Source organism: Mesorhizobium sp. C089B (assembly GCF_030323125.1).
In the GTDB taxonomy this organism is placed as follows: Bacteria; Pseudomonadota; Alphaproteobacteria; order Rhizobiales; family Rhizobiaceae; genus Mesorhizobium.
Map to the genome: position 1 here is coordinate 2171077 of NZ_CP100469.1, position 21844 is coordinate 2192920.

General features: G+C 63.6%; 16 protein-coding genes. 5 read left to right on the plus strand and 11 right to left on the minus strand.

The features are described from left to right. Positions 1-78 precede the first annotated feature (78 nt). The 11 genes from NLY44_RS11045 to NLY44_RS11095 all read right to left on the minus strand — a co-directional run bounded on the left by NLY44_RS11045 (position 79) and on the right by NLY44_RS11095 (position 14706). Entirely contained in the window at positions 79-924 is an 846-nt protein-coding gene (locus tag NLY44_RS11045; RefSeq protein WP_023691008.1) for a DUF1194 domain-containing protein, read from the minus strand. A 90-nt stretch (positions 925-1014) separates the two neighbouring features. Then, a complete protein-coding gene (locus tag NLY44_RS11050; protein WP_023805470.1) occupies positions 1015-3576 on the minus strand; it encodes a GcvT family protein in 2562 nt (853 codons plus the stop codon). A gap of 154 nt (positions 3577-3730) precedes the next feature. After that, positions 3731-4486 carry an FkbM family methyltransferase gene (locus tag NLY44_RS11055; protein WP_023750171.1) on the minus strand — a complete coding sequence of 252 codons (756 nt, stop codon included), beginning with the start codon at positions 4484-4486 and terminating at the stop codon, positions 3731-3733. Beyond that, on the minus strand, positions 4483-5709 hold the full coding sequence (locus tag NLY44_RS11060; RefSeq protein WP_023805471.1) for a DUF2029 domain-containing protein: 1227 nt from the start codon (positions 5707-5709) through the stop codon (positions 4483-4485). Before NLY44_RS11060 ends, NLY44_RS11055 begins: the two co-directional genes overlap by 4 nt. 33 nt (positions 5710-5742) lie before the next feature. Beyond that, entirely contained in the window at positions 5743-7173 is a 1431-nt protein-coding gene (locus NLY44_RS11065) for an aspartate aminotransferase family protein (protein ID WP_245259874.1), read from the minus strand. Positions 7174-7240: 67 nt separating this feature from the next. Next, positions 7241-8248, minus strand: coding sequence for an NAD-dependent epimerase/dehydratase family protein (locus tag NLY44_RS11070; RefSeq protein ID WP_023700339.1), 1008 nt, complete (start codon positions 8246-8248; stop codon positions 7241-7243). Then, a complete protein-coding gene (locus tag NLY44_RS11075; protein WP_023700340.1) occupies positions 8245-8688 on the minus strand; it encodes an EamA family transporter in 444 nt (147 codons plus the stop codon). Before NLY44_RS11075 ends, NLY44_RS11070 begins: the two co-directional genes overlap by 4 nt. Before the next feature lie 124 nt (positions 8689-8812). Beyond that, a complete protein-coding gene (locus NLY44_RS11080) occupies positions 8813-10165 on the minus strand; it encodes an FAD-binding oxidoreductase (protein ID WP_023805472.1) in 1353 nt (450 codons plus the stop codon). 3 nt (positions 10166-10168) lie between these two features. Continuing rightward, positions 10169-11602, minus strand: a complete 1434-nt coding sequence (locus tag NLY44_RS11085; protein ID WP_023691000.1) for a UbiA family prenyltransferase — start codon at positions 11600-11602, stop codon at positions 10169-10171. A 206-nt stretch (positions 11603-11808) separates the two neighbouring features. Next, the gene (locus NLY44_RS11090) at positions 11809-12072 is read right to left on the minus strand and encodes a hypothetical protein (RefSeq protein WP_023670370.1); all 264 of its coding nucleotides are present in this window, start codon (positions 12070-12072) and stop codon (positions 11809-11811) included. A 144-nt stretch (positions 12073-12216) separates the two neighbouring features. Then, entirely contained in the window at positions 12217-14706 is a 2490-nt protein-coding gene (locus tag NLY44_RS11095; RefSeq protein ID WP_023805473.1) for a mechanosensitive ion channel family protein, read from the minus strand. Between the two features lie 319 nt (positions 14707-15025). Here NLY44_RS11095 and NLY44_RS11100 point away from each other — a divergent pair, with 319 nt between their 5' ends. The 5 genes from NLY44_RS11100 (at position 15026) to NLY44_RS11120 (ending at position 21830) form a co-directional block, all read left to right on the plus strand. Further along, on the plus strand, positions 15026-16285 hold the full coding sequence (locus NLY44_RS11100) for a sarcosine oxidase subunit beta family protein (protein WP_023805474.1): 1260 nt from the start codon (positions 15026-15028) through the stop codon (positions 16283-16285). 11 nt (positions 16286-16296) lie between these two features. Next, positions 16297-16593, plus strand: coding sequence for a sarcosine oxidase subunit delta (locus NLY44_RS11105; protein ID WP_023670367.1), 297 nt, complete (start codon positions 16297-16299; stop codon positions 16591-16593). Continuing rightward, complete coding sequence (locus NLY44_RS11110; protein ID WP_023805475.1) at positions 16590-19601, plus strand: sarcosine oxidase subunit alpha; 3012 nt, start codon at positions 16590-16592, stop codon at positions 19599-19601. Before NLY44_RS11105 ends, NLY44_RS11110 begins: the two co-directional genes overlap by 4 nt. Continuing rightward, the gene (locus NLY44_RS11115) at positions 19594-20211 is read left to right on the plus strand and encodes a sarcosine oxidase subunit gamma (protein WP_023805476.1); all 618 of its coding nucleotides are present in this window, start codon (positions 19594-19596) and stop codon (positions 20209-20211) included. Before NLY44_RS11110 ends, NLY44_RS11115 begins: the two co-directional genes overlap by 8 nt. Positions 20212-20387: 176 nt before the next feature. Beyond that, positions 20388-21830 carry an MFS transporter gene (locus NLY44_RS11120; RefSeq protein ID WP_023805478.1) on the plus strand — a complete coding sequence of 481 codons (1443 nt, stop codon included), beginning with the start codon at positions 20388-20390 and terminating at the stop codon, positions 21828-21830. Positions 21831-21844: the final 14 nt, after the last annotated feature.

A 21844-nucleotide genomic window follows, 5' to 3' on the forward strand; every position in this document is an offset into this window, starting at 1 on the left:
GGATGCCGAATTGTGTCACAGACGCCCATGGGCTTGTCAATGAAACCGGCCCTTCACGGCAGCGTGATGATGCGAACGCTAACGGGCATCGAACATCCAGCTGCGGTCGCGCCACATCTTTTCGCCGACCTGGCAGTCGGTCGGCCGGTCCTGCGCCAGCACCACCGGCGGATGCCCGGCCTCCTCGCGCGCCCGTTGCGGCGAAGCGGCGCCGGCCAGCTCCAGCACCAGCTTGCGGCGGATGGCTTCGGGAAACTGCGTCCAGTCATTGACCGGGATCATGAAGGATCCGGGACCGCCGATGACGCAGTCGCTGTAGTAGCGGTCGAGATTGTTGACGTCATAGGCGCCGCCGAACCCGCCGCGCGTCATCAGCGGCAGGCCGTTGATGATGATGCCTTGCTTGACCACCGCGTCGCGGGTGATGTCGACGGGCGCGCCCTGGTTGTTGGGCCCGTCGCCGGAAATATCGATGACGCGCTTTGTCCCCTGAAAACCGCTTTCGGCGAACAGATCGCTGCCGAATTCCAGCGCGCCGGAAATCGAGGTGCGCCGGGCGCTGGCCGGCGGATGGGCGGAAAGCTGCGCGGCCACCCGCTCGGCATCGGCCCGGCTGGCGATCACCGTCCACGGCACGACGACCTGCTGCGTGGTCGCTCCCGCCCATTCGACATAGGTGACGGCGACCTTGCCGTAGGCGCCATCGGCGATGGCCTGCAGAACATTGTCGTGCGTCAGCGCAGCAGCATAGCCGTGACGCTGGATTTCAAGTTCGCCCGGCGACATCGACAGCGACACGTCGACGGCCAGCACCAGCTCGACGTCGACCGGCTCGGCGGCTTGAACCGGCGGCACCAGCCAGAGCCCCAGCGCCAGCGCGGCGCTGCCTGAAAGGAAATGTCGTGCGCAAGAAAAAGCAGACATACCCGAAGGTAAGCGAAAACCGGCTGCTGACAAAGCGAAAAGCCCGGCGAGGTGCCGGCTTTTCGATATGTTGGTTGGAACCGATGAAGCTCAACTCCTCGGCTTCAGATTCTCTGGATCGTAGAGCGGCTTGTAGCCGACGGCAGCCACCTCGACCGGGTAGGTCTCGCCGAAATATTCGATGGCGAACTTGCGGCCTTCCTGGGCATGGGCCCAGGGCAGATAGGCGAGGCCGATGTTCTTGCCGATGGTCGGGCCATAGGCCATCGACGTGGTGAAAGACCGGCGGCCGAGTTCGTCGACCAGCGTCTCGCCGGTCTTCGGATCCATCACCGGCATGGTGCCGACGGGATAGCGGGCAACGCCTTTCGCATCGACGTTCTCGGTCATCACCAGCGTGCACAGGATCGCCGGCTGGTGCTCGCGGGCGCGGTATTCGACATGTTTGGCCTTGCCGCAGAAATCGTTCTCCTTGACCTTCGGTCGGGCAAGGTCGGCCTCGAGCAGATTGTACTCGGTCAGAAGGTCGGCGTTCTGCAGGCGCAGGCTCTTTTCCATGCGCCGCGTGTTGGCATAGGTCTCGACGCCGAACGGCATGACGCCGGTCGAGCGCAGCGCGTCCCAAACGGCCAGGCCGTCCTCGTAGCGCATGTGCAGTTCCCAGCCCTGCTCGCCGACATAAGAGATGCGGAAGGCGGTGACGTCCTTGCCGCCGATCCTGACCGGCTTGATCGCCGCGAACGGGAAGTTCTCGAGCGAGAGACCATCCGGATTTTCGACCACTTTCTGCAGCGTCGCCCGCGCGTTCGGTCCCCAGATGCCGATGGTGACGTATTTTTCCGTCACGTCGGTGATGGTGACGTCAAAGCCTTTGTCCTGCGCGGTGCGCTGCATGTAGCGGAAGTCGCGCGGACCGGCGTCGGCGCCGTCGATCAGCCGACAGCGGTCGGCCATGCGGATGACGGTGAAGTCGGCGCGCACCATGCCTTCCTCGTCGAGGAAGTGGGTGTAGATACCCTTGCCGATGTTGTTGTCGCCACCGATCTTGGCCGCACACAGCCACTCCAGCAGCGCGACATGATCCGGCCCTTCGATCTCGTACATCGAGAAATGCGAGAGGTTGACGATGCCGCAATCCTCGCTCATCGCCAGGTGCTCGGCATTGGACACCCGCCAGAAATGGCGATTGTCCCACTCGTTCTCACGTATGGGAACCCGGTTGCCATACTTCTCCAGCAGATGCTCGTTGGCGGCATAGCCATGCGCGCGCTCCCAGCCGCCCAACTCCATGAAGTAGCCGCCGAGTTCCTTCTCGCGCTCCCAGAACGGCGAGCGGCGGATGTTGCGACCTTTGGAGAACGGCTCGCGCGGATGCACCGCCGGATTGTAGACCTTCATCGCCGTCTCGGTGCAGCGATCCCAGATGAACTGCTCTTTCGTCTGGTGCGGATAGAAGCGCGCATAGTCGATGGCGTGATGGTCGATTTCCGTGCGGCCGTCCGTCATCCAGTCGGCGATCAGCTTGCCCATGCCGGGGCCGTCCTTGACCCAGATGGCGACGGCGTACCAGAGGCCCCTCACCTTCTGGCTCTCGCCCATGGACGGGCCGCCATCGGCGGTCACCTGCAACAGGCCGTTGAAGGAATGGCTTTCATTGTAGCCGAGTTCGCCCAGAATCGGCGTCAGTTCCATGGCGCGCTCAAGCGGCGCCAGGATCTGCTCCATGTCGAGATCCCGCTGCGACGGTGACAGCCGCGCCTGATCCTTTTCCAGCAAATCGCGCGGATGGCAGAGGCGCGGATTGGTCTCTTCGTAATAACCCCATTCGATCTGCCCACCCTCGGCGGTCCTGGGGTCGCCGGTGTCGCGCATATAGGCCGAATTACCCTGGTCGCGCAGCAGCGGCCAGCCGATCTCCTTGCCCGTGCCGGCAAACTCATTGTAGGGACCGAAGAAGGTCAGCGGATGGTCGATCGGCATGACCGGCAGGTCCTCGCCGACCATCTCGGCGATCAGCCGGCCCCAGATGCCGGCGCAGACGATGACATAATCGGCCATGATCGTGCCGCGGTCGGTAACGACGCCCTTGATGCGGCCTTCCTCGACGATGAGAGATTTGGCGGGCGTGTTGGCGAAGGATTTGAGTTTCCCCGTAGCTTCCGCCTGGTCGACCAGCTTGCCGGCGACGGTCTGCGAGCGCGGGATGACCAGGCCGGCGTCCGGATCCCACAGGCCGCCCTGCACCATGGACTCTTCGATCAGCGGGAATTTTTCCTTGATCTCGGCCGGTTCGATCAGCCGGGCGCGGGTGCCGAAGGATTTGGCCGAGGCGATCTTGCGCTTGATCTCGTCCATGCGGCTGTCGTCGCCGACGCGCGCCACTTCGAGGCCGCCGATGCGGGCATAATGGCCCATCTTTTCGTAGAAATCGATCGAGTAGAGCGTCGTCCAGCAGGACAAGAAGTCGTGGCTGGTGGTGTAGCAGAAGTCCGAGGCATGCGCCGTCGAGCCGATGTCGGTCGGGATGCCCGATTTGTCGATGCCGACAATGTCGGTCCAGCCGCGTTCGATCAGATGATGGGCGATCGACGCGCCGACAATGCCACCCAGGCCGACGATGACGACCTTCGCCTGTTTCGGAAACTCTGCCATTGCCGCGACTCCAAGGGGATAAAGCGGGCGTGTCCGCGCCCGTTCGAATGGCGCACAATATGCAGAGGACGTGGATGGAGCTACCGCCTGTTTGCGACACGTCGCGGATGCGACGCGACCCGGCGCGCCGGCGTGCCGCCAGTGGCGATCTATCTCAGGCGAAGGCCCAGATGTCCTCGGCCTGGAAGCCGACCTGATAGCCTGATGTCTTGAGCTTGACCACGACCTCGCCGATTTCAGCCGCCGGCAGCGCGCCGACCTCGACCTTGATCATGCCGGGGCGGTAGCGCTTGAGGTCGAGCTGTTCGAAGACGATCCAGTCGGCGCCCTCGCAATCGACCAGGAAGGCGTCGATATGCGTGATGCCGTTGCGGTCGAGCAGCGTCTGCAGCGTTTCCGACGTCACCTCGATATCCCTCACGTGCGGCGCGAACTTGTTGAAATTGGCGTCGTCCTCGCCCCAGGCATTCTTGCCCGACATCAGATTGGTGTCGGTGACCGACGAGCAGCCGATGAACTCGATCGGCAGCGTGCCGGCCTCGAGTGCCGCGGCATCGAAAGTGTGGACGGTGATCGTGCCCTTGGTCTTCGTCACCGCGACCGGTTCGATGACGAAGCGTTCCGTGTCGGGATAGTTGGCGCGCAACCGCTTCTGATTGTACGGGATCGGCTCGACCAGCACGGCCCGCGCCCGCGGAATGCGGTGCAGCCACGGCGTGACGTCGTCGAACAGCGCGCCGTCGCAAGCGCCGACATTGACCATCTGGAAGGCTTGCCCACCGCCAAACCGCGCCTTCAGCGCCGCCTTGGCCAGGAATTTCGTGCCACGCAACGCCGGCCCGCGATCGAGCAGGCCGGCGGGCAGGCCGAGCGAAAGGGCGATGCGCGCCAGCCCGGAAATGGAACTCATGGCTTACCTCCAGGTATGGCGATGGGCCGCCTTCCATTCAGGCTTGCCGACGCCCACAGCGCCATGATCGGGCCGACAAGCAAAAGGTAGGGCGGCAGAAGGTTCGGGAAGTAGATGCGGGTGTCGTGGATCGGAAAGACGGTGAATTTCGCCAGCACGCCAAGCACCAGTGCTGCAAGCAGGATGCCGGCGCGACGATCGAGCCGGAAGCCGGCGCGGCCGAGCGCAAACCACGCGGCCAGCGCCAGAACCGAGACCCCGACCCAGCTGTTGATGCTGATGGCGCGAATGAAGGATGCGGCAAACGCCTTGAGATAGGCGCCAACCGAGAACGGCGGCTCGAAGCCATCCATATTGTAGTGCTGCTCGATGCTGGAGAACCACAGATGCGGCCACCAGCCGGGATGTTGGGCCCAGTGCGAAATCGCGAAATAGGCGACGAAGGACGCGGCAAAGCCGGCCAGCGCGCCCCACGCCCGCTGCCGGAAGACCAGCAGCAGCACGGCGAAAATGGCCAGGAACACGATGTTGTCCGGCCGCGCCATGAAGGCCATGAAAAGCAGGAAAGAGGTCGCTGCCTCGCGGCCGCGCACATAAGCAAACAGCCCGCCGAGGAACAGGGCCGAGCACATCAGATCCGGAGTCGAGGCGCGCGCCGCGTCGCCGAAATCGGCCATGATCAGTACCGCGCCGGCCGCCGGCGCCAGCGCCAGCGCACCTTCGGTTCGCAGCCACAGCAGCGTGATCATCCCGAACAGCAGGACCGAGACCACCTGCAGCACCCGCATCGCCTCGACCGGCGACATCACCGAACTCATCGTCGACAGCATCTCGGCATAGAGGAACTTGATCCGGTACATGCCAAGCAGCGAGTGGAAGTCGGCGGCATTTTGCGCCATATGGCTGCGGAAGCCGCCGCCATCGTCTGTCAGCGCCTTGTAGTCGGCGGCCGAAACGCCGGCCTGGACCGTCCTGTAGGCATAGTCATGCAGCGCCTGCGCATCTGGGTAAGCGCCCTCCTCGGCGATTGCGAGATAAGGCAGCATGTCCCAATTGGCATCGGGCATCGTCCAGGCGGTAAACGCTGTCAGCAGGATATAGAGCGAAAACGCGATCGCGCCGATTGGCGCGGCCCATCGCGCATAAGTCCCCTCGCCCCACGCCAGAGCGGCCGCGGTCAGCCGGTCGAGTGTGTTTTGCGGGGCGGGAGACTTGCTCAGCATTGTCGGACTCGGGACTTCGCTCAACGGACTTCTTTAACGGACTTGGCTTTTGACGAAATCCTTCACGATCCCCACGATGCCGCGCGACAGCAGGCTATCGAAGGCATCGACGAAATGGTCGACATGCTCGCGCTGGCAGATCAGCGGCGGCTCGAGACGGATGACGTTGCGGTTGTATTCGGTGAAGGCGACGAGCACGTCATAGTCGCGCAGCAACAGCGCGCCGACGAAGCCCGACAGCGAGCCCTTCAGCTTGTCGTCGAGGACGCTGACGATCGGACGCAGCACCATCGGTAAGGTCTGCGAGAAGTCGTGGAACTCGAGCCCGACCATAAAGCCTTTGCCGCGCACATCCTTGATGATCTTCGGGTACTTCTCCTTCAGCGCCTGCAGGCGCTGAAGCAGATAGTCGCCGGTAGTGGCGGCGTTGTCGATCAGCCCCTCATCATAGAGCACGTTGATGCCCTCGATCGCGGTGACGCAGGCCTCGCCCATGCCGCCAAAGGTGGCCATGGCATGGATCATCGCCGTCTTCGGCGTGCCATAGGCCTTCATATAGACCTCGCGCCGGGCGATCATCGCGCCGACCGCCGCCTTGCCGGCGCCGAGCGATTTCGCCAGCGCCGTCACATCGGGCACGACGCCATAATGCTCGAAGGCATAGAAGCGTCCCGAACGGCCATAGCCGCACTGCACTTCGTCCGCCACCCACAGCACGCCATACTGGTCGCAGAGCACGCGCAATTTCTGCCAGTATTTGGCCGGCGCCTGGATGATGCCGCCGCCGCCCTGGATTGTCTCAAGCACGATGACGCCGACCTCCGGGTCGGAGCGGAACAGCCGCTCGACCGCTTCGATATCGGCGAACGGAATGCGAACGGTGTTCTCAGCCATCTTGAAGTCCGCGCGGTAGAGCTGGCCATCGGTAATGCCGAGCACGCCCTTGGTCTTGCCGTGGAAGGAATTCTCGGCATAGACGATTTTTGGCCTCTTAGGCCCGGCGGCGCGCTCGGCGAGCTTCACCGCCGCTTCCATCGCTTCCGAACCCGACGAGCCCAGAAACACCATGTCGAGATCGCCGGGCGAGCATTTGGCGATGTTGTGCGCAAGGGCCGATGCATATTGCGACATGAAGGCGATGGCGATTTCCTGGCGCTTCTCCTCCTGGAATTTGCGCCGGGCCTCCAGGATGCGCGGATGGTTGTGGCCGAAGGCCAGCGAACCGAAGCCGCCGAAGAAGTCGAGAATCTTGCGGCCGTTCTGGTCGATGTAGAACATGCCTTCGGCACGCTCGATCTTGATCTTGTGGAAGCCGAGCAGCTTCATGAAATGCAGCTGGCCCGGATTGAGATGCGCCTTGAACAAGTCGGTCATGCGCGCAACATCCATCGCCTTCGCCTGCTCGACGCTGATCAGGTCGGGCTTGGCGATGGCGGTAGGCGACAACGCCGGCGCGCCGACCATGGTGCGCGCGTTCGTCTGCTCAGGCTTGGCCATGACGGTCATTTCGGAGTTCTCCTGGTCGTCCCACCTATTCGGCGGGGACATGATTTGCGGTGACGGCAAGCCCGTCTTTCTTGGCGCGGTATTCGCTGTAGGCGGCGATCAGCATGTCCTCGTCGCGATATTGCGGCACCCAGCCGAGCTGGCGCTCGGCCTTGGATACGTCGAGCACGCACTCCTCATCGGCGATCAGATATTGTTCGGGATCCATGATCGGCATGTTCATGAGATCGAGCAGGTCGAGGGTGCGCTTGACCGCCCAGCCCGGCGTCGGGATCAGCAGCGATTTCGAGCCGGCATGCTTGATCAGGTCGCCCAGCAATTTCTTCACCGGCGGCGGATTGAGGGAGCCCAGATTATAGGCCTGGTTGGGCACGCCTGCCTTCCAGGCCGCGCGGGCAGCTTCCGCGCAATCGAACACCGAGATGAACTGATAGGGGTTCTTGCCCGAGCCGATCATCGGCACAGGAAAATTCCAGTCGATCAGTTTGAACAGCTTTTCCAGGATCCCGAGCCGGCCGGGACCGATGATCAGCCGCGGTCGAAAAAGCGAGATCGACATGCCGCGCTTGCGCCATTGCGCGGCGAGCTCCTCGGTCTTCTGCTTCGACCAGCCATATTCGCCGAGCGGCGCGACCGGGTGCTCCTCGGTCATCGGCTGGGTGACCGTGTGGCCGTAGATCATGTCCGTGGTGTAGTGGACGAGCTTGGACGCGCCGGCCTTGTCCATCGCCTGCATGATGTGTTCGGTGCCGTGGAGATTCACCGGAAAGAAGAAGTCGTGACGCTTGGCCCGCACCTGGATCGGCGACAGCATTTTGGCCGACAGGTTGTAGACCATGTCGTCGGCCTTCAATCCGATGTTGGCCACCGAGGCCGTATCCGTGACATCGCAGGTGACGAAGCGAACGTTGCGATAGTGCGCCAGGTCGCTCTTGACGATGTCGGCAACGACAACCTCTTCACCATCGGCCACAAGCTTCGGGGCAAGATGACGGCCGACGAAGCCGTCGCCGCCGAAAATAACATGTCTCATCGAACGATCTCGCTGGTCTTGTTGGGGATGATGGAAGCGGTTTGGTCGTCATGCCCGCGCCCGCCCAAGTCTCGACCGCTTTGCGCGATCAGCACGGTGCCGACGCAGATGAAGGCGATGCCGGCAATGCGCCAGGCATTGAGGTCCTCGCGGAAGATGAAATAGGCGAAGATCGCAACCGCGACATAGGCAAGGCTGAGGAACGGATACGCAAAGCTGAGCTCGACCTTGGACAGCACATAGAGATGCGAAGCCATCGAGATGACGAAGGTGCACAGGCCGAGAAACACCCATGGGCTGAAAACGACCTGCAACAGCCTCAACAGCGGATTGGTGCCTTCGAACGAAATCGGCCCGAGTGACATCATGCCTTGCTTCAGCATCAGCTGCGCGGCGGCATTGGTCATGACCGTGAACAGAATGAAGACGATGTATTTCATATTTTGCACCCGCCACTCGCAACGGTCGTATTACGAACCTGCAAACATTTCATGAAGTCACGACAATGCTTTGAGTAAACCACGGAAATTACGATCTATTCACCATGACTTATTCGGATTGTACCTATTCAGCTGCCTCGACACGCCCTGGCCGGACGTTGAGCTTTTTCGCCGTCCGCAGCCAGAAACTGGACACGAACGCCGGGTCGCGCAGCGCTTCAAGCCGCTGCCAATTCGGGAAGGAGGCCGCGAAAGTATCAGCGCCCATGCGCGCATCCTTGTACGGGTTGACCGCGCCGCCGGCCGCGACCGTGATGCCGTCGAGTTCGCTGAGCAGGGCCAGCGTCCTGTCGCCGCGATTGGGGAAATCCAGCGTCAACGTGAAGCCTGGCCGCGGAAAAGACAGCAGCCCCGGCGAGCGGATCGAGCCGAAGCGCTTCAACACGGTGAGGAAAGAGCCCTGCCCGGCCCGTCGCGCCGCCTCGAGCAGCGCCGGCACGGTCTGGCGCGCGACATTTTCCGGCACCAAGCTCTGGTGCTGGTAGAGACCTTTCGGGCCATACAGCCGATTCCAGTCGCCGACACCATCAAGCGGAAAGAAAAAGCCCTGGTAGCCGGTTTGGCTCGGCCCCGGCGAGCGCCCCTTCTTCCACCGATAGGCGGCGTTGAAGGCGGTGAGGAACGGCCGGTTGAGCACATTGAACGGCGGCTGGAACGGCACTGAAAAACGGGAGCCGGCGCGAGACGCCGCATGCGAGCCATACTCGGCATGATTGCCTGTCAACAACAGGCCGCGCCCGCGGCCATGGCCGCCGGCAAGCTGGTCGATCCAGGCGACGGCATATTCATTGGCCTGGTCGGCGGCCTCGGCCAGTTCGAAGAATTCGCCGAGATCGGCAAACCGCGTTACCTTCTCGGCGATATCGAGCGAATGCACCCGCATCAGCCGGATCGAGGCCGACAGGATCAGGCCGGTCAGCCCCATGCCGCCGATCGTCGCCGCAAACAGCCTTGCATTGTCGGTTGCCGAGCAGGTGTAGGTCCGCCCGTCCGAGCGCAGCAGCGTGAACGACACGACATGGCAGCCAAAGGTGCCGCGCCGGTGATGGTTCTTGCCATGGACGTCATTGGCGATCGCGCCGCCAAGGGTGACGAACTGGGTGCCTGGGACGACAGTCGGAAAGAAACCGTAAGGTGCAGTGTGCGCAATGATATCGGAGAGGAACACGCCGGCCTCCGCCTCGAGCAGGCCGGTCTCGGCATTGAAGGCGCCGATGCGGTTCAGCGGCCGCATGTCCACGACCGCACCTGGCCCGTTCTGGCAGGAATCACCGTAGGAGCGGCCATTGCCATAGGCGAGCAGAGCGTTCTTTGTCGCCTTGCCGCTTCGCATCAGCGCGATGGCATCGTCGGCCGCGATGGCTCGCTTTGCGGCCGGCGTGGCGAGGCCAAAACTCCGGTACCGTTCGCCGGCCATGCCCTACCAGCCTCCCGCGACCAGAAGGGCGGCGCCGATCACCACGACGATCTGGCTTCGCCAGTCGCGAATGATGAAGATGACCGGATCATCATTCATCTCGTTGCGGCGCGCCAGGATCCAGACCCGCATGGTCAAATACAGCACGATCGGCGCCAGCGGCCAGACCAGCCTGGGATGCGGATAGAGTTCGCGCACGGAGACGCTGTCCATGTAGAGCGCCAGCACCAGCGCCGAGGAGAAGGCCGACGCCATGCCCGCCTGGGCGACGATCTCCTGATCTTCGATGCGGTAGCCGCGACCGGCAATGCGCTCGCCCACCGGAATGGCTGTGGTGCGCAGTTCGACATAGCGCTTCACCAGCGCCAGCGACAGGAAGAAGAAAATCGAGAAGGCGAGCAGCCAGAACGAGACTTCGACCCCGGTCGCCGCAGCACCTGCCAGCACACGCACTGTGTAGAGCCCCGCCAGCGTCAGTACGTCGGCCAGGAGCATGCGCTTGAACGACAGCGAATAGGCTGTGGTCACCACCAGATAGCCGGCGAGCACGCCCAGGAACTCGATCGGCAACAGAAGCCCGGCGGCGATGCCGATCGTCAGCAGAGCGGCCATCGCGCCGAGACCGAACGGTATCGACAGCGCGCCGCTGGCGAAAGGCCGGTTGCGTTTGGTCGGGTGCTTGCGGTCAAGCGCAAGGTCGAAGAAATCGTTGAGGATGTAGATGGCGGAAGCCACGGCGCTGAAGGAGACGAACGCCAGCAGGCATTGCCAGATCATGTTGATGTTGAAGTATTCATGCGACAGCACCATCGGCACCGCTATCAGCGAATTCTTCAGCCACTGATGCACCCGCAGCATCTTGACGAATGTCTTCAATGTCCTTTTCGGCGCCGGCATCCTTTCGGCGCTATGCGCGGCCTGCCAGCGCCTCGCATGGCGGTCGGGCGCCACGACGATGGCGTTGCGTGCGGCTCCGAAAACCTTGAGGTCGTGCCGGCTGTTGCCGGCATAGTCGAAACCGCCGTCGCCATAGGCGGCGATGAGCGCGTCGCGCTTGCGGCCCGAGGTCATGTTGTGGGGACCGTCGGTCGCCAGCACATAGTCGAAGACGCCCAGATGCGCGGCGATCGCCTCGGCGAACTTGCGTGGCGTACCGGTCGCCAGCACGATCTTGCGTCCGTCGCTATGGTCGGCGCGCAGCCGCTGCAGCAGCGCTTCGCGATAGGGCAGCGAGGCCGGATCGATGTCGATGCGGTCTGCGATCGCTTGTTTCAGCCGCGCCGGGCCGGCGGCCAGCCAGAACGGAACCAGGAAAACATAGAGCGGATTCTTCTTGAGCAGGATGAACAGGCCTTCCCAAAGAAGATCGGTCGCAATCAGCGTGCCGTCGAGGTCGACCGCAAGCGGGATTGCGTTCTTGTCCGACCGCGCATCCATGTCCGTTCTGCCCTATTCATAACCGGTTGCGCCGTGTTTCGGCGTCTTCGCACCGGTATAGCGGCGGAACGGCGTATTGAACGTTAAAACGCACGGTTGCAGCCGGTAGGCGCCACGATATTTCCCGCGTCATTGTTAAGCAATCGCTACCGCGAACAATAAAAGGCCGGGCATTGCCCGGCCTCTACTACATCTGCCTGCCGACTTTACTTGATGCGGGCAACGCCACCCGAGATTTCGACCGTTTCCGAGCCGGTCAGGGCCTCGAGGTCACCATTGGGCAAGGTGACAAAACAGCCGTTCGGGCAGAATTCCACGGTTTCGCCAGCGGCCAGCGCCAACTCCGTCTTGCCGCCGCCTTCCGTCACGATCAGCGTACGGGTCTCAGCATCCTTGTTGACCGCGCTGGCGGCAAAGGCCGAGCCACTCGCTGCGGTAAGAGCGATGGCGACGACGAGCGACTTCCACATTTTGCAATATCGGTGTTTCCACACCGCCTCTGTTGCATTTCGCAAGGCATTCTCGCCTTTGCATGTGAGCTTATATGAGATGCAAGCTGAACCGCAACTGAATGCCGCATTCATGCCGCAATCGGTTTGGGAGGAGCTTGGGGCCTAGCTGGGATCGGGTTTGCGGGCCTTGCGACCAGTTTTGGCCAGCCGCTTCGCCTCGGTGGCGGCTCTGGCCTCCGCCTGCTCCTTCTCGGCGAACTCGACTTCGATCTTGTCGTCGTCGATCGGCCATGCGTCGGTCTGCTTGACCTTGACCTCGGCGCGCGGCGTCGAGGGGATTTCTATGTGCTCGGCGTCAAAAGCATCGAGAACGGCAAAGCGGATATCGTTCTGAACGATGGCGCCGTTCAGCACATCGGCCAGGAACACGCGGATCTCGAACTCGAGTGCTGCCGGCCCGAAATTGGTGAACAGCACGAAGGGTTCCGGGTTCTTCAGCACCAGCGCATGGCCGCGCGCAATCTCAAGCAGGACCGCGTGTACCCGCTTGACGTCGCTGCCATAGGCGACCCCGACCTTGATCTCCACACGTCCGAGCTTGTTGCGGTGCGTCCAGTTGCCGACGGCGTTGTTGATGAGGTTCGAATTGGGCAGGATCACCGATTGCCGCTGGAAGGTCTCGATTTCGGTGGCGCGCACGCTGATCTTCTTGACCGTGCCTGATGTGTCGCCGGCGACGATCCAGTCGCCGACCTTGAACGGCCGCTCGGCGAGAAGGATCAGGCCCGACACGAAGTTGGACACGACATTCTGCAGGCCAAAGCCGATACCCAGCGAGAGTGCGCCGGCAACGAGCGCCAAATTGGAAAGATCGATGCCCGCCGCCGAGATGCCGACCAGGCCGGCGAGCGCGACGCCGGCATAGCCGACCGCCAGCCGGATCGAGTTGCGCACGCCGGTATCGACCTTGCCGCGAGCCATAACCGAGCCGTCGAGCCAGCCCTGGAACCAGCGGGTCAGGAAATAGCCGATGATGAAGACGACGATGCCGGTGAGGATGCCGGTGACCGAAATCGTCACCGAACCGACGGTGACGCCTGTCGCCAATTTATAGCCCCAGGCCTGGATATCGCCGGGCTGGAAGCCCCACATCAACAGGATCAGCGGCAGGAACACCAGCACGATCATCAGGTTGATGGCGACGCTGACGACGAGGCCGAGTTGGTCGAGCGCGGTGTCCTCATAGCTGGAATTGGTCTTCAGCCAGCGCCCGATGGACGTGCCGGCGAAACCACCCTCCTCGCCGATCTCGCGCGCCGACAGGAAGCCGATATAGGCGGTGAGCAGGATGGTACCAGTGACCACGACCTGCAACGAGACGAAGATGGCAAGACCGATATAGCCGAACAGCGCCGCCGCAATCGTGAACAGGCCGAGCGCGACACAGGTGTAGCGCAGCCAGGCCGGCCAGCGGCGCCAGCGCCCAGCGACGTCCTTGTAAGGCTTCAGCAGCGCCATCAGGATCAGGATGACCCCGACGATCACGGTGGCGACAAAACTCCTGGCCACCGTCAGCGACAGAGGCGAGCCCATCTTGTCGTTGACGATCGACAGGAAATTGTTGATGCCGATGACGACTGCCATGGCCGTCGTCAGCCGCACCAGCCAACGCGCCGGGCCGGTCTCGACCTGGATCAGACGCCAGTTCGGCATGCTGGGCGACAGAGCCGCATTGGTCAGGCGGTTGACACAGAACACTATGGCGATGACGGCTGCCAGAGCGTTGAGGAACACGCCTATGTCGCCGCGCAGCACATTGTAGTAGTTGTACAGGAACACCGTCGAGGCGAGGAAGGCGCTGACCGCCAGCGTCGGCAGCAAGGTCGACCAGAACGCCACCGACAGGCGACTGAGATACGTCGGATCTTCAACCGACGCGTCGGGCTCGAAGATGCGCCCAAACAGGCGGCGCCCACCGACCAGAAGCACCACGGCCAACGCAAGCGCCATGAGGGTCGCCGCGAGCATCGCCTGGAACTTGAACTTGAAGGCAAAGCTCAGCCACGACGACACCGCCCTGTAAAAATTGGCGTATTCGTCCCTTGCGTCGGAAAACACCTGCGGGCTCAGTGCATCGGACAGCACATAGCGCTTGGTTAGGCCGCTGCGAAACAGCTCGCTGCGCATATTACCGATCTTCTCGATCAGCGAATTGATGCGAATCGACAGGTTCTGCGCCCCGGCGATGACGGCGTTGATCTCCGCCTTTTCCGACGCCAGCGCCTGGCGCTCGCCGGTAACGATATCCGGTTCAGGCGGCTGTCCGGCAGCCGGGGGCGCACCAAGCTGCTCAAGCCTCGAATTGATCTCCCCCAGCCGGGACCGGAACGCCAGCGCGCTGTTCAGCGCAGCGCGCGACAGCTCTTCCAGCTGCAGGCGGATCTCGACAAGGGTGGTGTCGTCGACGCCGTCCTCCTGGACTTTCTTCTCCAGAGCGTCGGTCTTCGTCGCCAAACCCTGCAGGATTTTCTGCTGGTCGGCGACCAGCCCGGCAGGCGCCTGGCCCAGCCCCTGCGCCATGGCGCCGAACGAATGCGGCGCCAAGGCAACGAGCGCTAGGACCAGGATCAGGCGAAAGAAGCGAAAAAACATAATGGTGGCGACTCAAAGGGCGGCAAAGGCCGCCTCTAAAGCGGTCCTTGATAGAGACGCTCATCCCGTGGGGCAAGTAGTGGCGAAGTCATGACAGTTGGGCGCCTTGCGGGAGTCGGCCAGTCGAAAAGCCATGGCGCAATCTTGGCTTTGCGCACGCCGCCTGCTCTATAGTCTGCCGCATCGCACCCGAGCCGGATGGCTTCAGGTCTGTTGGACCTGAAATCATCCGGCTCTAAAAATCAAAGATATAGAGCATGATGTCGTCCGAAAACCGCTTCACACTTTTCGGCATCATGCTCTAGGGATGACATGAAGAATGGCGGAATATTCAGCCCTTTCGCTTCTCACGAACGCGCTCAAGGGAAACAAGGACTGGAAACCGGCCTGGCGCAAGCCCGACCCCAAGGCTTCCTATGACGTCATCATCATCGGTGGCGGCGGCCACGGCCTGTCGACGGCGTACTATCTGGCCAAGGAGCACGGCATCACCAATGTCGCGGTGCTGGAAAAGGGCTGGCTGGGTTCCGGCAATGTCGGCCGTAACACCACGGCGGTGCGCTCCAACTACCTTTTGCCGTCCAACACCCGCTTCTACGAACATTCGATGAAGATGTGGGAGAACCTGTCGCACGACCTCAACTACAACGTCATGTTCTCGCAGCGCGGCTGCCTGAACCTGGCTCACACGCCGGCCCAGTTCGACGACTTGGCCAGGCGCGGCAACGCCATGCGCCATCTCGGCGTCGATGCCGAGCTGATGAGCACCGCCGAGATCGCGCGCCTGATCCCGGCGCTGGACATGTCGGCCTCAGCGCGCTTTCCGATCGTCGGCGGCCTGATGCAGCCGCGCGCCGGCACCGCCCGTCACGATGCGGTGGCCTGGGGCTATGCCCGCGGCGCCGACCGCCGCGGCGTCGACATCGTCGAGAATTGCGAGGTCACCGGCTTCCTGCGCGACGGCGACCGCATCACCGGCGTGCAGACGACGCGCGGAGAGATCCGCGGCAAGAAAGTCGCCGTGGCCGTTGCCGGCAGCACCGGACGGGTGATGCAGCTTGCCGGCATCGACAGGATGCCGATCGAGAGCCATGTGCTGCAGGCCTTCGTCACCGAATCGCTGAAACCTTTCGTCGACACGGTGCTGACCTTCGGCATGGGTCATTTCTACATGTCGCAGTCCGACAAGGGCGGCCTCGTCTACGGCGGTGACATCGACGGCTACAACAGCTACGCTCAGCGCGGCAACCTGCCCATCGTCGATGAGGTGATGAGCGAGATGCTGGCGCTGTTTCCCGGCCTTGCGCGTGTACGCATGCTGCGCTCCTGGGGCGGCGTCTGCGACATGTCGATGGACGGTTCGCCGATCATCACCACCGGCCCGCTGCCCGGCATGTATCTCAACTGCGGCTGGTGCTATGGGGGCTTCAAGGCCACGCCGGCCTCGGGCTGGTGCTTCGCATACACCATCGCCAAGGACGAACCGCACGCGTTCAACGCGCCGTTCACGCTCGACCGTTTTTATCGCGGCCTGGTGATCGACGACAAGGGCCAGGGCGCAACGCCCCGGCTGCATTAGGGTTCAAACAAATGCTTATCACTTGTCCCTATTGCGGCCCGCGCGACGTCATCGAGTTCACCTATCAGGGCGACGGCAACCGCGAGCGCCCGCAGCCCAACTCGCAGGACCTCGACGCCTGGAACGCCTATGTCTACGATCGGCTGAACCCGGCCGGCGACCACAATGAGATCTGGCAGCATTCGGGCGGCTGCCGCACCCATCTGAGGATGGTGCGCAACACGGTCACGCATGAGATTTCCAGCACCGGTTTCGCCCGCGGCGACCACAATGCCGCCGCCCGGCACAAGGCCGGAGGCAAGTCGTGAGCCCGCGCCGCACCGAGACCGGCGGCCGCGTCGACCGCATGCGCACCATCCGCTTCACCTTCGACGGCACGCCTTACACCGGCCATGGCGGCGACACGCTGGCCTCGGCGCTGCTTGCCAACGGCGTCACGCTTTTCGGCCGCTCGTTCAAATACCACCGCCCGCGCGGCCTGCTCTCGGCCGGCGTCGAGGAACCGAACGCGCTGGTGACGGTGCTGCGCGGCGAAGTGCGCGAGCCCAACATCGCCGCAACCATGGTCGAGATCTATGACGGGCTGGTGGCCGTCAGCCAGAACCGCTTTCCCTCGCTCGCCTGGGACATCAACGCCGTCAACCAGCTCGGCGGCAAGATCCTGGCCGCCGGCTTCTACTACAAGACCTTCATGGGCCCTGTCTTCGGCCCCCTGAAAGGCACCCGCTTCTGGATGTTCTGCGAGCATTTCATCCGCCGCGCCGCCGGCCTGGGCCGCGCCGGTATTGCCGCCGACACCTCGCGCTACGAGCGCATGAACGCGTTTTGCGACGTGCTGGTGGTCGGCTCCGGCCCGGCCGGCCTGTCAGCCGCCAAGGCCGCTGCCGACCAGGGCGCGCGCGTCATCCTGGCCGAACTCGAGCCGCGTTTCGGCGGCTCGGCCAACTGGTCCGGCGAGGCCATCGACGGCGCGCCGGCCGCCGACTGGGCGGCGCGCGCCGTCAGCCAGCTCGAAGGCCATGACACGGTCCGCCTGCTGCCGCGCACCACGGTGTGGGGCTATTACGACGGCAACACGCTAGCCGCGCTCGAGCGCGTCACCGACCACAAGGAAACGCCCGGCAAGGGCGAGCCGCGCCATCGCTACTGGGCGATCCGCGCCAAGACGGTGGTGCTGGCCACCGGCTCTTTCGAGCGGCCGCTTGTGTTCCCCGGCAATGACCGGCCGGGCGTCATGCTGGCGCATGCCGCCGAGCGCTATGCTAACGATTATGGCGTGCTGCCCGGCGACAGGATCGCGCTGTTCACCAACAATGACAGCGCCTATCGCTCGGCGCTGGCGCTGAGGAAGGCCGGGGCGGCTATTGTCGCCATCGTCGATGTGCGCCCCGAGCTTTCGGCCGAAATGCGCAGCCTCGCCACCGAGGCCGAAGCCGAAATCCTCTCCGGCCATGCCGTGGTCGCCACCGAAGGCGGCAAGGCGCTCTCCGGCCTCAAGGTGCAGCGCTTCGACATGACCTCGGGCGCGCTCAGCGGTGACGCCCGCAGCATCCACGCCGATAGCCTGCTGATGTCGGGCGGCTGGTCGCCGACTATCCACCTCGCCAGCCAGGCTGGCGCGATAGCCGAGTGGAATCCTGCCCGCCAGGCCTTCCTGCCGCCAAAGCAAACGCAACAGCGCTGGCCAAATCAGCAATGGATTGGTGCGGGTGCTTTCAACGGCAGCTTCTCGACCATCGAAGCGATCACTGAGGGCCGCGCAGCCGGCCTGTCCGCAGCGGGCGGAGCGGCTGCGCCGGCAGCCTTGCCGGATGTCGAAGCAGCCCCGGGAAACCCAGATCCGGCCCCGGTGTTCGAGATCAAGGCGAAAGGCAAAAGCTTCGTCGACTTCCAGCATGATGTCACCGCCGAGGACGTGCGGCTGGCGCATCGCGAAGGCTTCGTCTCGGTCGAGCACCTGAAGCGCTACACCACGCTCGGCATGGCGACGGACCAGGGCAAGAATTCCAACGTGCCGGGTCTCGCCATCATGGCCGAGGCGCTGGGCAAACCGATCCCCGAAGTCGGCACGACCCGCTTCCGCCCGCCCTATTCGGCGGTCTCCATCGGCTCGCTCGCGGCCGAGCGCTTCGGCGATCTGAAACCCGAGCGGCTGACGCCGATGCATGACTGGCACCTCGCCAATGGCGCGACGATGTATTCCGCTGGCCTCTGGTATCGACCAATGATCTACGGCCTTGCCGGCGAGACGGTCGAGCAGGCCTATGTCCGTGAAGCCAGGGCGACGCGCGAAAGTGCCGGCATTGTCGACGTCTCGACGCTGGGCAAGATCGCCGTGCAGGGACCGGATGCCGGTGAATTCCTCGACCGCGTCTACACCAACATGTTTTCTACCCTCCCCGTCGGCAAGGCCCGCTACGGCCTGATGCTGCGCGAGGATGGGCTGGCCTTCGACGACGGCACCACATGGCGGCTTGGCGAACAGGATTTCCTGATGACGACCACCACGGCCAACGCCGGCAAGGTGATGCAGCATCTGGAATATTTCCTCGACGTCATCTGGCCGGAACTCAAAGTGCATGTCACCTCGGCAACCGACGAATGGGCGGGCGCGGCCATCGGCGGGCCGAAGGCGCGGGCCATCCTCGCCGCCTGTGTCACCGGCACTGGGGTCGACAACACAGCCCTGCCCTTCATGGGCATCGTGCGCGGCGAGATATCAGGCGTGCCGGTGATGATTTGCCGGCTGTCCTTCTCCGGAGAAATGGCCTTCGAGGTCTATTGCGGCGCCGGCTACGGCACCCATGTCTGGGAAGCCCTTATCGAAGCCGGCAAGCCGTTCGGCCTGGTCACCTACGGGCTGGAGGCGTTGGGCACGATGCGCATCGAAAAGGGCCATGTCACCGGCGCGGAGATCGACGGCCGCACCACGGCGCGCGACCTGCATCTCGACTGGATGCTGTCGAAGAAGAAGCCGTTCATCGGCTCGGCGATGATGGACCGCGAAGGCCTGATCGCGCCCGAGCGGCTGCAGCTGGTCGGTCTGGTCTCGCTCGACAATCGGCCGTTCAATGGCGGAGCCCACCTCGTCGAGGAACTGGACGAAGCCAATCCGCACGACTCCATCGGCCATATCACCGCCTGCTGCTACTCGCCGGCGCTGGGCAAGCACATCGCGCTGGCTTTGGTCGAGGGCGGCAAGGCGCGCCATGGCACCCGGGCATTCGTCTCCGATCCGCTGCGCAAGCGGTTCGGGCCGGTCGAAATCGTCTCCAACCATTTCTACGACCCGGACGGGAGCCGCATGCATGGCTGAGCGCCAATCACGTGAACGCCAGCCACCCGAGCGGCTCTCGCCGCTCGAGCCGGTGTTCCATCCGGGTTCGCACGGCAACTTCGAGCATGGCGTCGATGTCATTCTGACCGAAATCAGGCCAGGCTCGATTCTGCAGCTGGCCGCATGGCCGGGCGCGGAAAAGCAGCTGATCGAAGCGATCCGCAAGGTCACCGGCCTAGATTTGCCCGATGGCGCCGGCGGCGGCGTTGCCAAGGACGGCAAGGCCGCGTTCGGTTTCGCGCCTGGAAAATTCACGGTCGTCGACGATGCCGAGGGCCTGGCGGCGCGTTTTGCCGGGGACGTAACCCCGGCAATCGGCACGATCACCGACCTGTCGCATGGCCGCACCGCAATCCGCATCGCCGGCCCTAAGGCCGAATGGGTGCTGGCGAAATTCTTCGCCATCGACTTTGCGCTGCCCGCCTTCCCCATAGGCTCCGGCCGTTCGACCACCCATCACGACGTCTTTGCGCAGATCCAGCGCACCGGCGCCGACCAGTTCGACATCTATGTCTTCCGCTCCTTCGCCCGCTCGTTCTGGAAGGCGCTCTGCCATGCCAGCGAGGAGGTCGGCTACGAGGTTCAGTAGATAGCGCTGCCGTGTAGCCGTTTCACTCTGCTTCTGGCATCAAGGGCAGCCGGTTCTGCAGCTAGAAAATCCTGCAGTAGAAGCCCATGGTGGGAAACGTGGCCGCCCAACCGGTCCAAGGGGTTTGAAAGAATCCCGTCTCAGAGTCGGCATCGTCGTTTGGTTCGAACATCCCCATGACCGCAGAACTATCCGCCGGCGCCACGGATCGCGCCGATGTGTCGGCCAGAGCCTTGCTCCTGCTGCCGCTGACGGTCGCCTGCGGCGTGTTCATGACCAGCCTCGACCAGAATGTCGTGGTCACCGCCCTGCCCGGTATCAGCGACAGCCTCGGCCGGCCGCCGAGCCAGCTCGGCCTGTTGATCACCGTCTATGTCGCCAGCCTGATCATCTCGATGCCGCTCGGCGGCTGGGCGGCCGACCGCTTCGGCTTGCGCAACGTTTATTGCTTCGCCTTGCTGGTGTTCGCCGCGTCATCGGCGCTGTGCGGATTGTCCAACGACATCTGGACGCTGGTCGGCGCCCGCGCGCTGCAAGGCTTCGGCGGCGCCTTGATGGGGACGCTCGGCCAGGTCGTCATCCTGTCGACCTTCCCGCGCAGCCGCACGCTGAAGATCAACATGTATATTTCGCTGGCCGGCCAGTCCGGACCGCTGGTCGGCCCGCTGGTCGGCGGCGCGCTGACGACTTATATCTCCTGGCGCTGGATCTTCTTCATCAACGTGCCGTTCGCGCTGGCGGCGGCCGTTCTTGCCGCCTCGCTGTTTCCGACTGTTACCAAACCGGTGCGCACGCCGTTCGATTTCCCGGGCTTCCTGCTGGTCGGCAGCGGCATGGTCCTGCTGGTCTTCGGCATGGATTCGCTTGCGGCCAAAGACGCCGCCGGCAGCATGATCGCGGCCGAGCTGACGCTGGCGATCGTCATCCTGACGCTTGCTTCCTTCTACTGCCTGCGCGCCCGCAACCCCTTGCTTGACCTGAAACTCCTGCGCATCCGCACCTTTCGCATCTCCTTCCTCACCGGTGGTGGGCTGGACACGATCGGCCTGAGCTCGGTCGTTTTCCTTTTGCCGCTGATGTTCCAGCTCGGCTTCGGCATGAGCGCGGTGCAGGCGGGATCGCTGACTTTCGTCGCCGCAATCGGCTCGCTGATCATGCGTGTGTTCATGCCGCGCCTGCTCAACCGTTTCGGCTTTCGCCGCGTGCTGGTCGTCAACACGCCGATCGTTGCTGCCATGGTAGCGGGCTTCGCCTCGATTGAGGCGACAACGCCGGTCTGGATCGTGCTCGTCTATATCTTTGCCTTCGGCGTTCTGCGCTCGGCGCAGTGGGCTTCGACCGGCAACCTCGCCTATTCCGACATCGCGCCCGACCAGCTCGCCCGCTTCAGCGCGCTCTACTACATACTGTGGCAGTTGGGGGTGGCGATCAGCGTCGGCCTGGCGGCGGCGCTGTTGTCATTCCTGGCTGGCGGCAGGCCGGCGGTGACCAACGATTTCCGCATCCTGTTCGTGGTCGAGGGCGTCATCACGTTGTGCGCGCTGATCGCCTATCTCAGACTGACACCGCAGGACGGCGCCCATGTCAGCGGCCACGGCGCGCAGATGAACGTGGAATGAGGCCCCGGTAGCCG

What these genes read in the sequence shown, in the direction of transcription:
- NLY44_RS11045 (WP_023691008.1), bottom strand. Translation starts at nt 924, where the DNA reads ATGTCTGCTTTTTCTTGCGCACGACATTTCCTTTCAGGCAGCGCCGCG.
- NLY44_RS11050 (WP_023805470.1), bottom strand. Translation starts at nt 3,576, where the DNA reads ATGGCAGAGTTTCCGAAACAGGCGAAGGTCGTCATCGTCGGCCTGGGT.
- NLY44_RS11055 (WP_023750171.1), bottom strand. Translation starts at nt 4,486, where the DNA reads ATGAGTTCCATTTCCGGGCTGGCGCGCATCGCCCTTTCGCTCGGCCTG.
- NLY44_RS11060 (WP_023805471.1), bottom strand. Translation starts at nt 5,709, where the DNA reads ATGCTGAGCAAGTCTCCCGCCCCGCAAAACACACTCGACCGGCTGACC.
- NLY44_RS11065 (WP_245259874.1), bottom strand. Translation starts at nt 7,173, where the DNA reads ATGGTCGGCGCGCCGGCGTTGTCGCCTACCGCCATCGCCAAGCCCGAC.
- NLY44_RS11070 (WP_023700339.1), bottom strand. Translation starts at nt 8,248, where the DNA reads ATGAGACATGTTATTTTCGGCGGCGACGGCTTCGTCGGCCGTCATCTT.
- NLY44_RS11075 (WP_023700340.1), bottom strand. Translation starts at nt 8,688, where the DNA reads ATGAAATACATCGTCTTCATTCTGTTCACGGTCATGACCAATGCCGCC.
- NLY44_RS11080 (WP_023805472.1), bottom strand. Translation starts at nt 10,165, where the DNA reads ATGGCCGGCGAACGGTACCGGAGTTTTGGCCTCGCCACGCCGGCCGCA.
- NLY44_RS11085 (WP_023691000.1), bottom strand. Translation starts at nt 11,602, where the DNA reads ATGGATGCGCGGTCGGACAAGAACGCAATCCCGCTTGCGGTCGACCTC.
- NLY44_RS11090 (WP_023670370.1), bottom strand. Translation starts at nt 12,072, where the DNA reads ATGTGGAAGTCGCTCGTCGTCGCCATCGCTCTTACCGCAGCGAGTGGC.
- NLY44_RS11095 (WP_023805473.1), bottom strand. Translation starts at nt 14,706, where the DNA reads ATGTTTTTTCGCTTCTTTCGCCTGATCCTGGTCCTAGCGCTCGTTGCC.
- NLY44_RS11100 (WP_023805474.1), top strand. Translation starts at nt 15,026, where the DNA reads ATGGCGGAATATTCAGCCCTTTCGCTTCTCACGAACGCGCTCAAGGGA.
- NLY44_RS11105 (WP_023670367.1), top strand. Translation starts at nt 16,297, where the DNA reads ATGCTTATCACTTGTCCCTATTGCGGCCCGCGCGACGTCATCGAGTTC.
- NLY44_RS11115 (WP_023805476.1), top strand. Translation starts at nt 19,594, where the DNA reads ATGGCTGAGCGCCAATCACGTGAACGCCAGCCACCCGAGCGGCTCTCG.
- NLY44_RS11120 (WP_023805478.1), top strand. Translation starts at nt 20,388, where the DNA reads ATGACCGCAGAACTATCCGCCGGCGCCACGGATCGCGCCGATGTGTCG.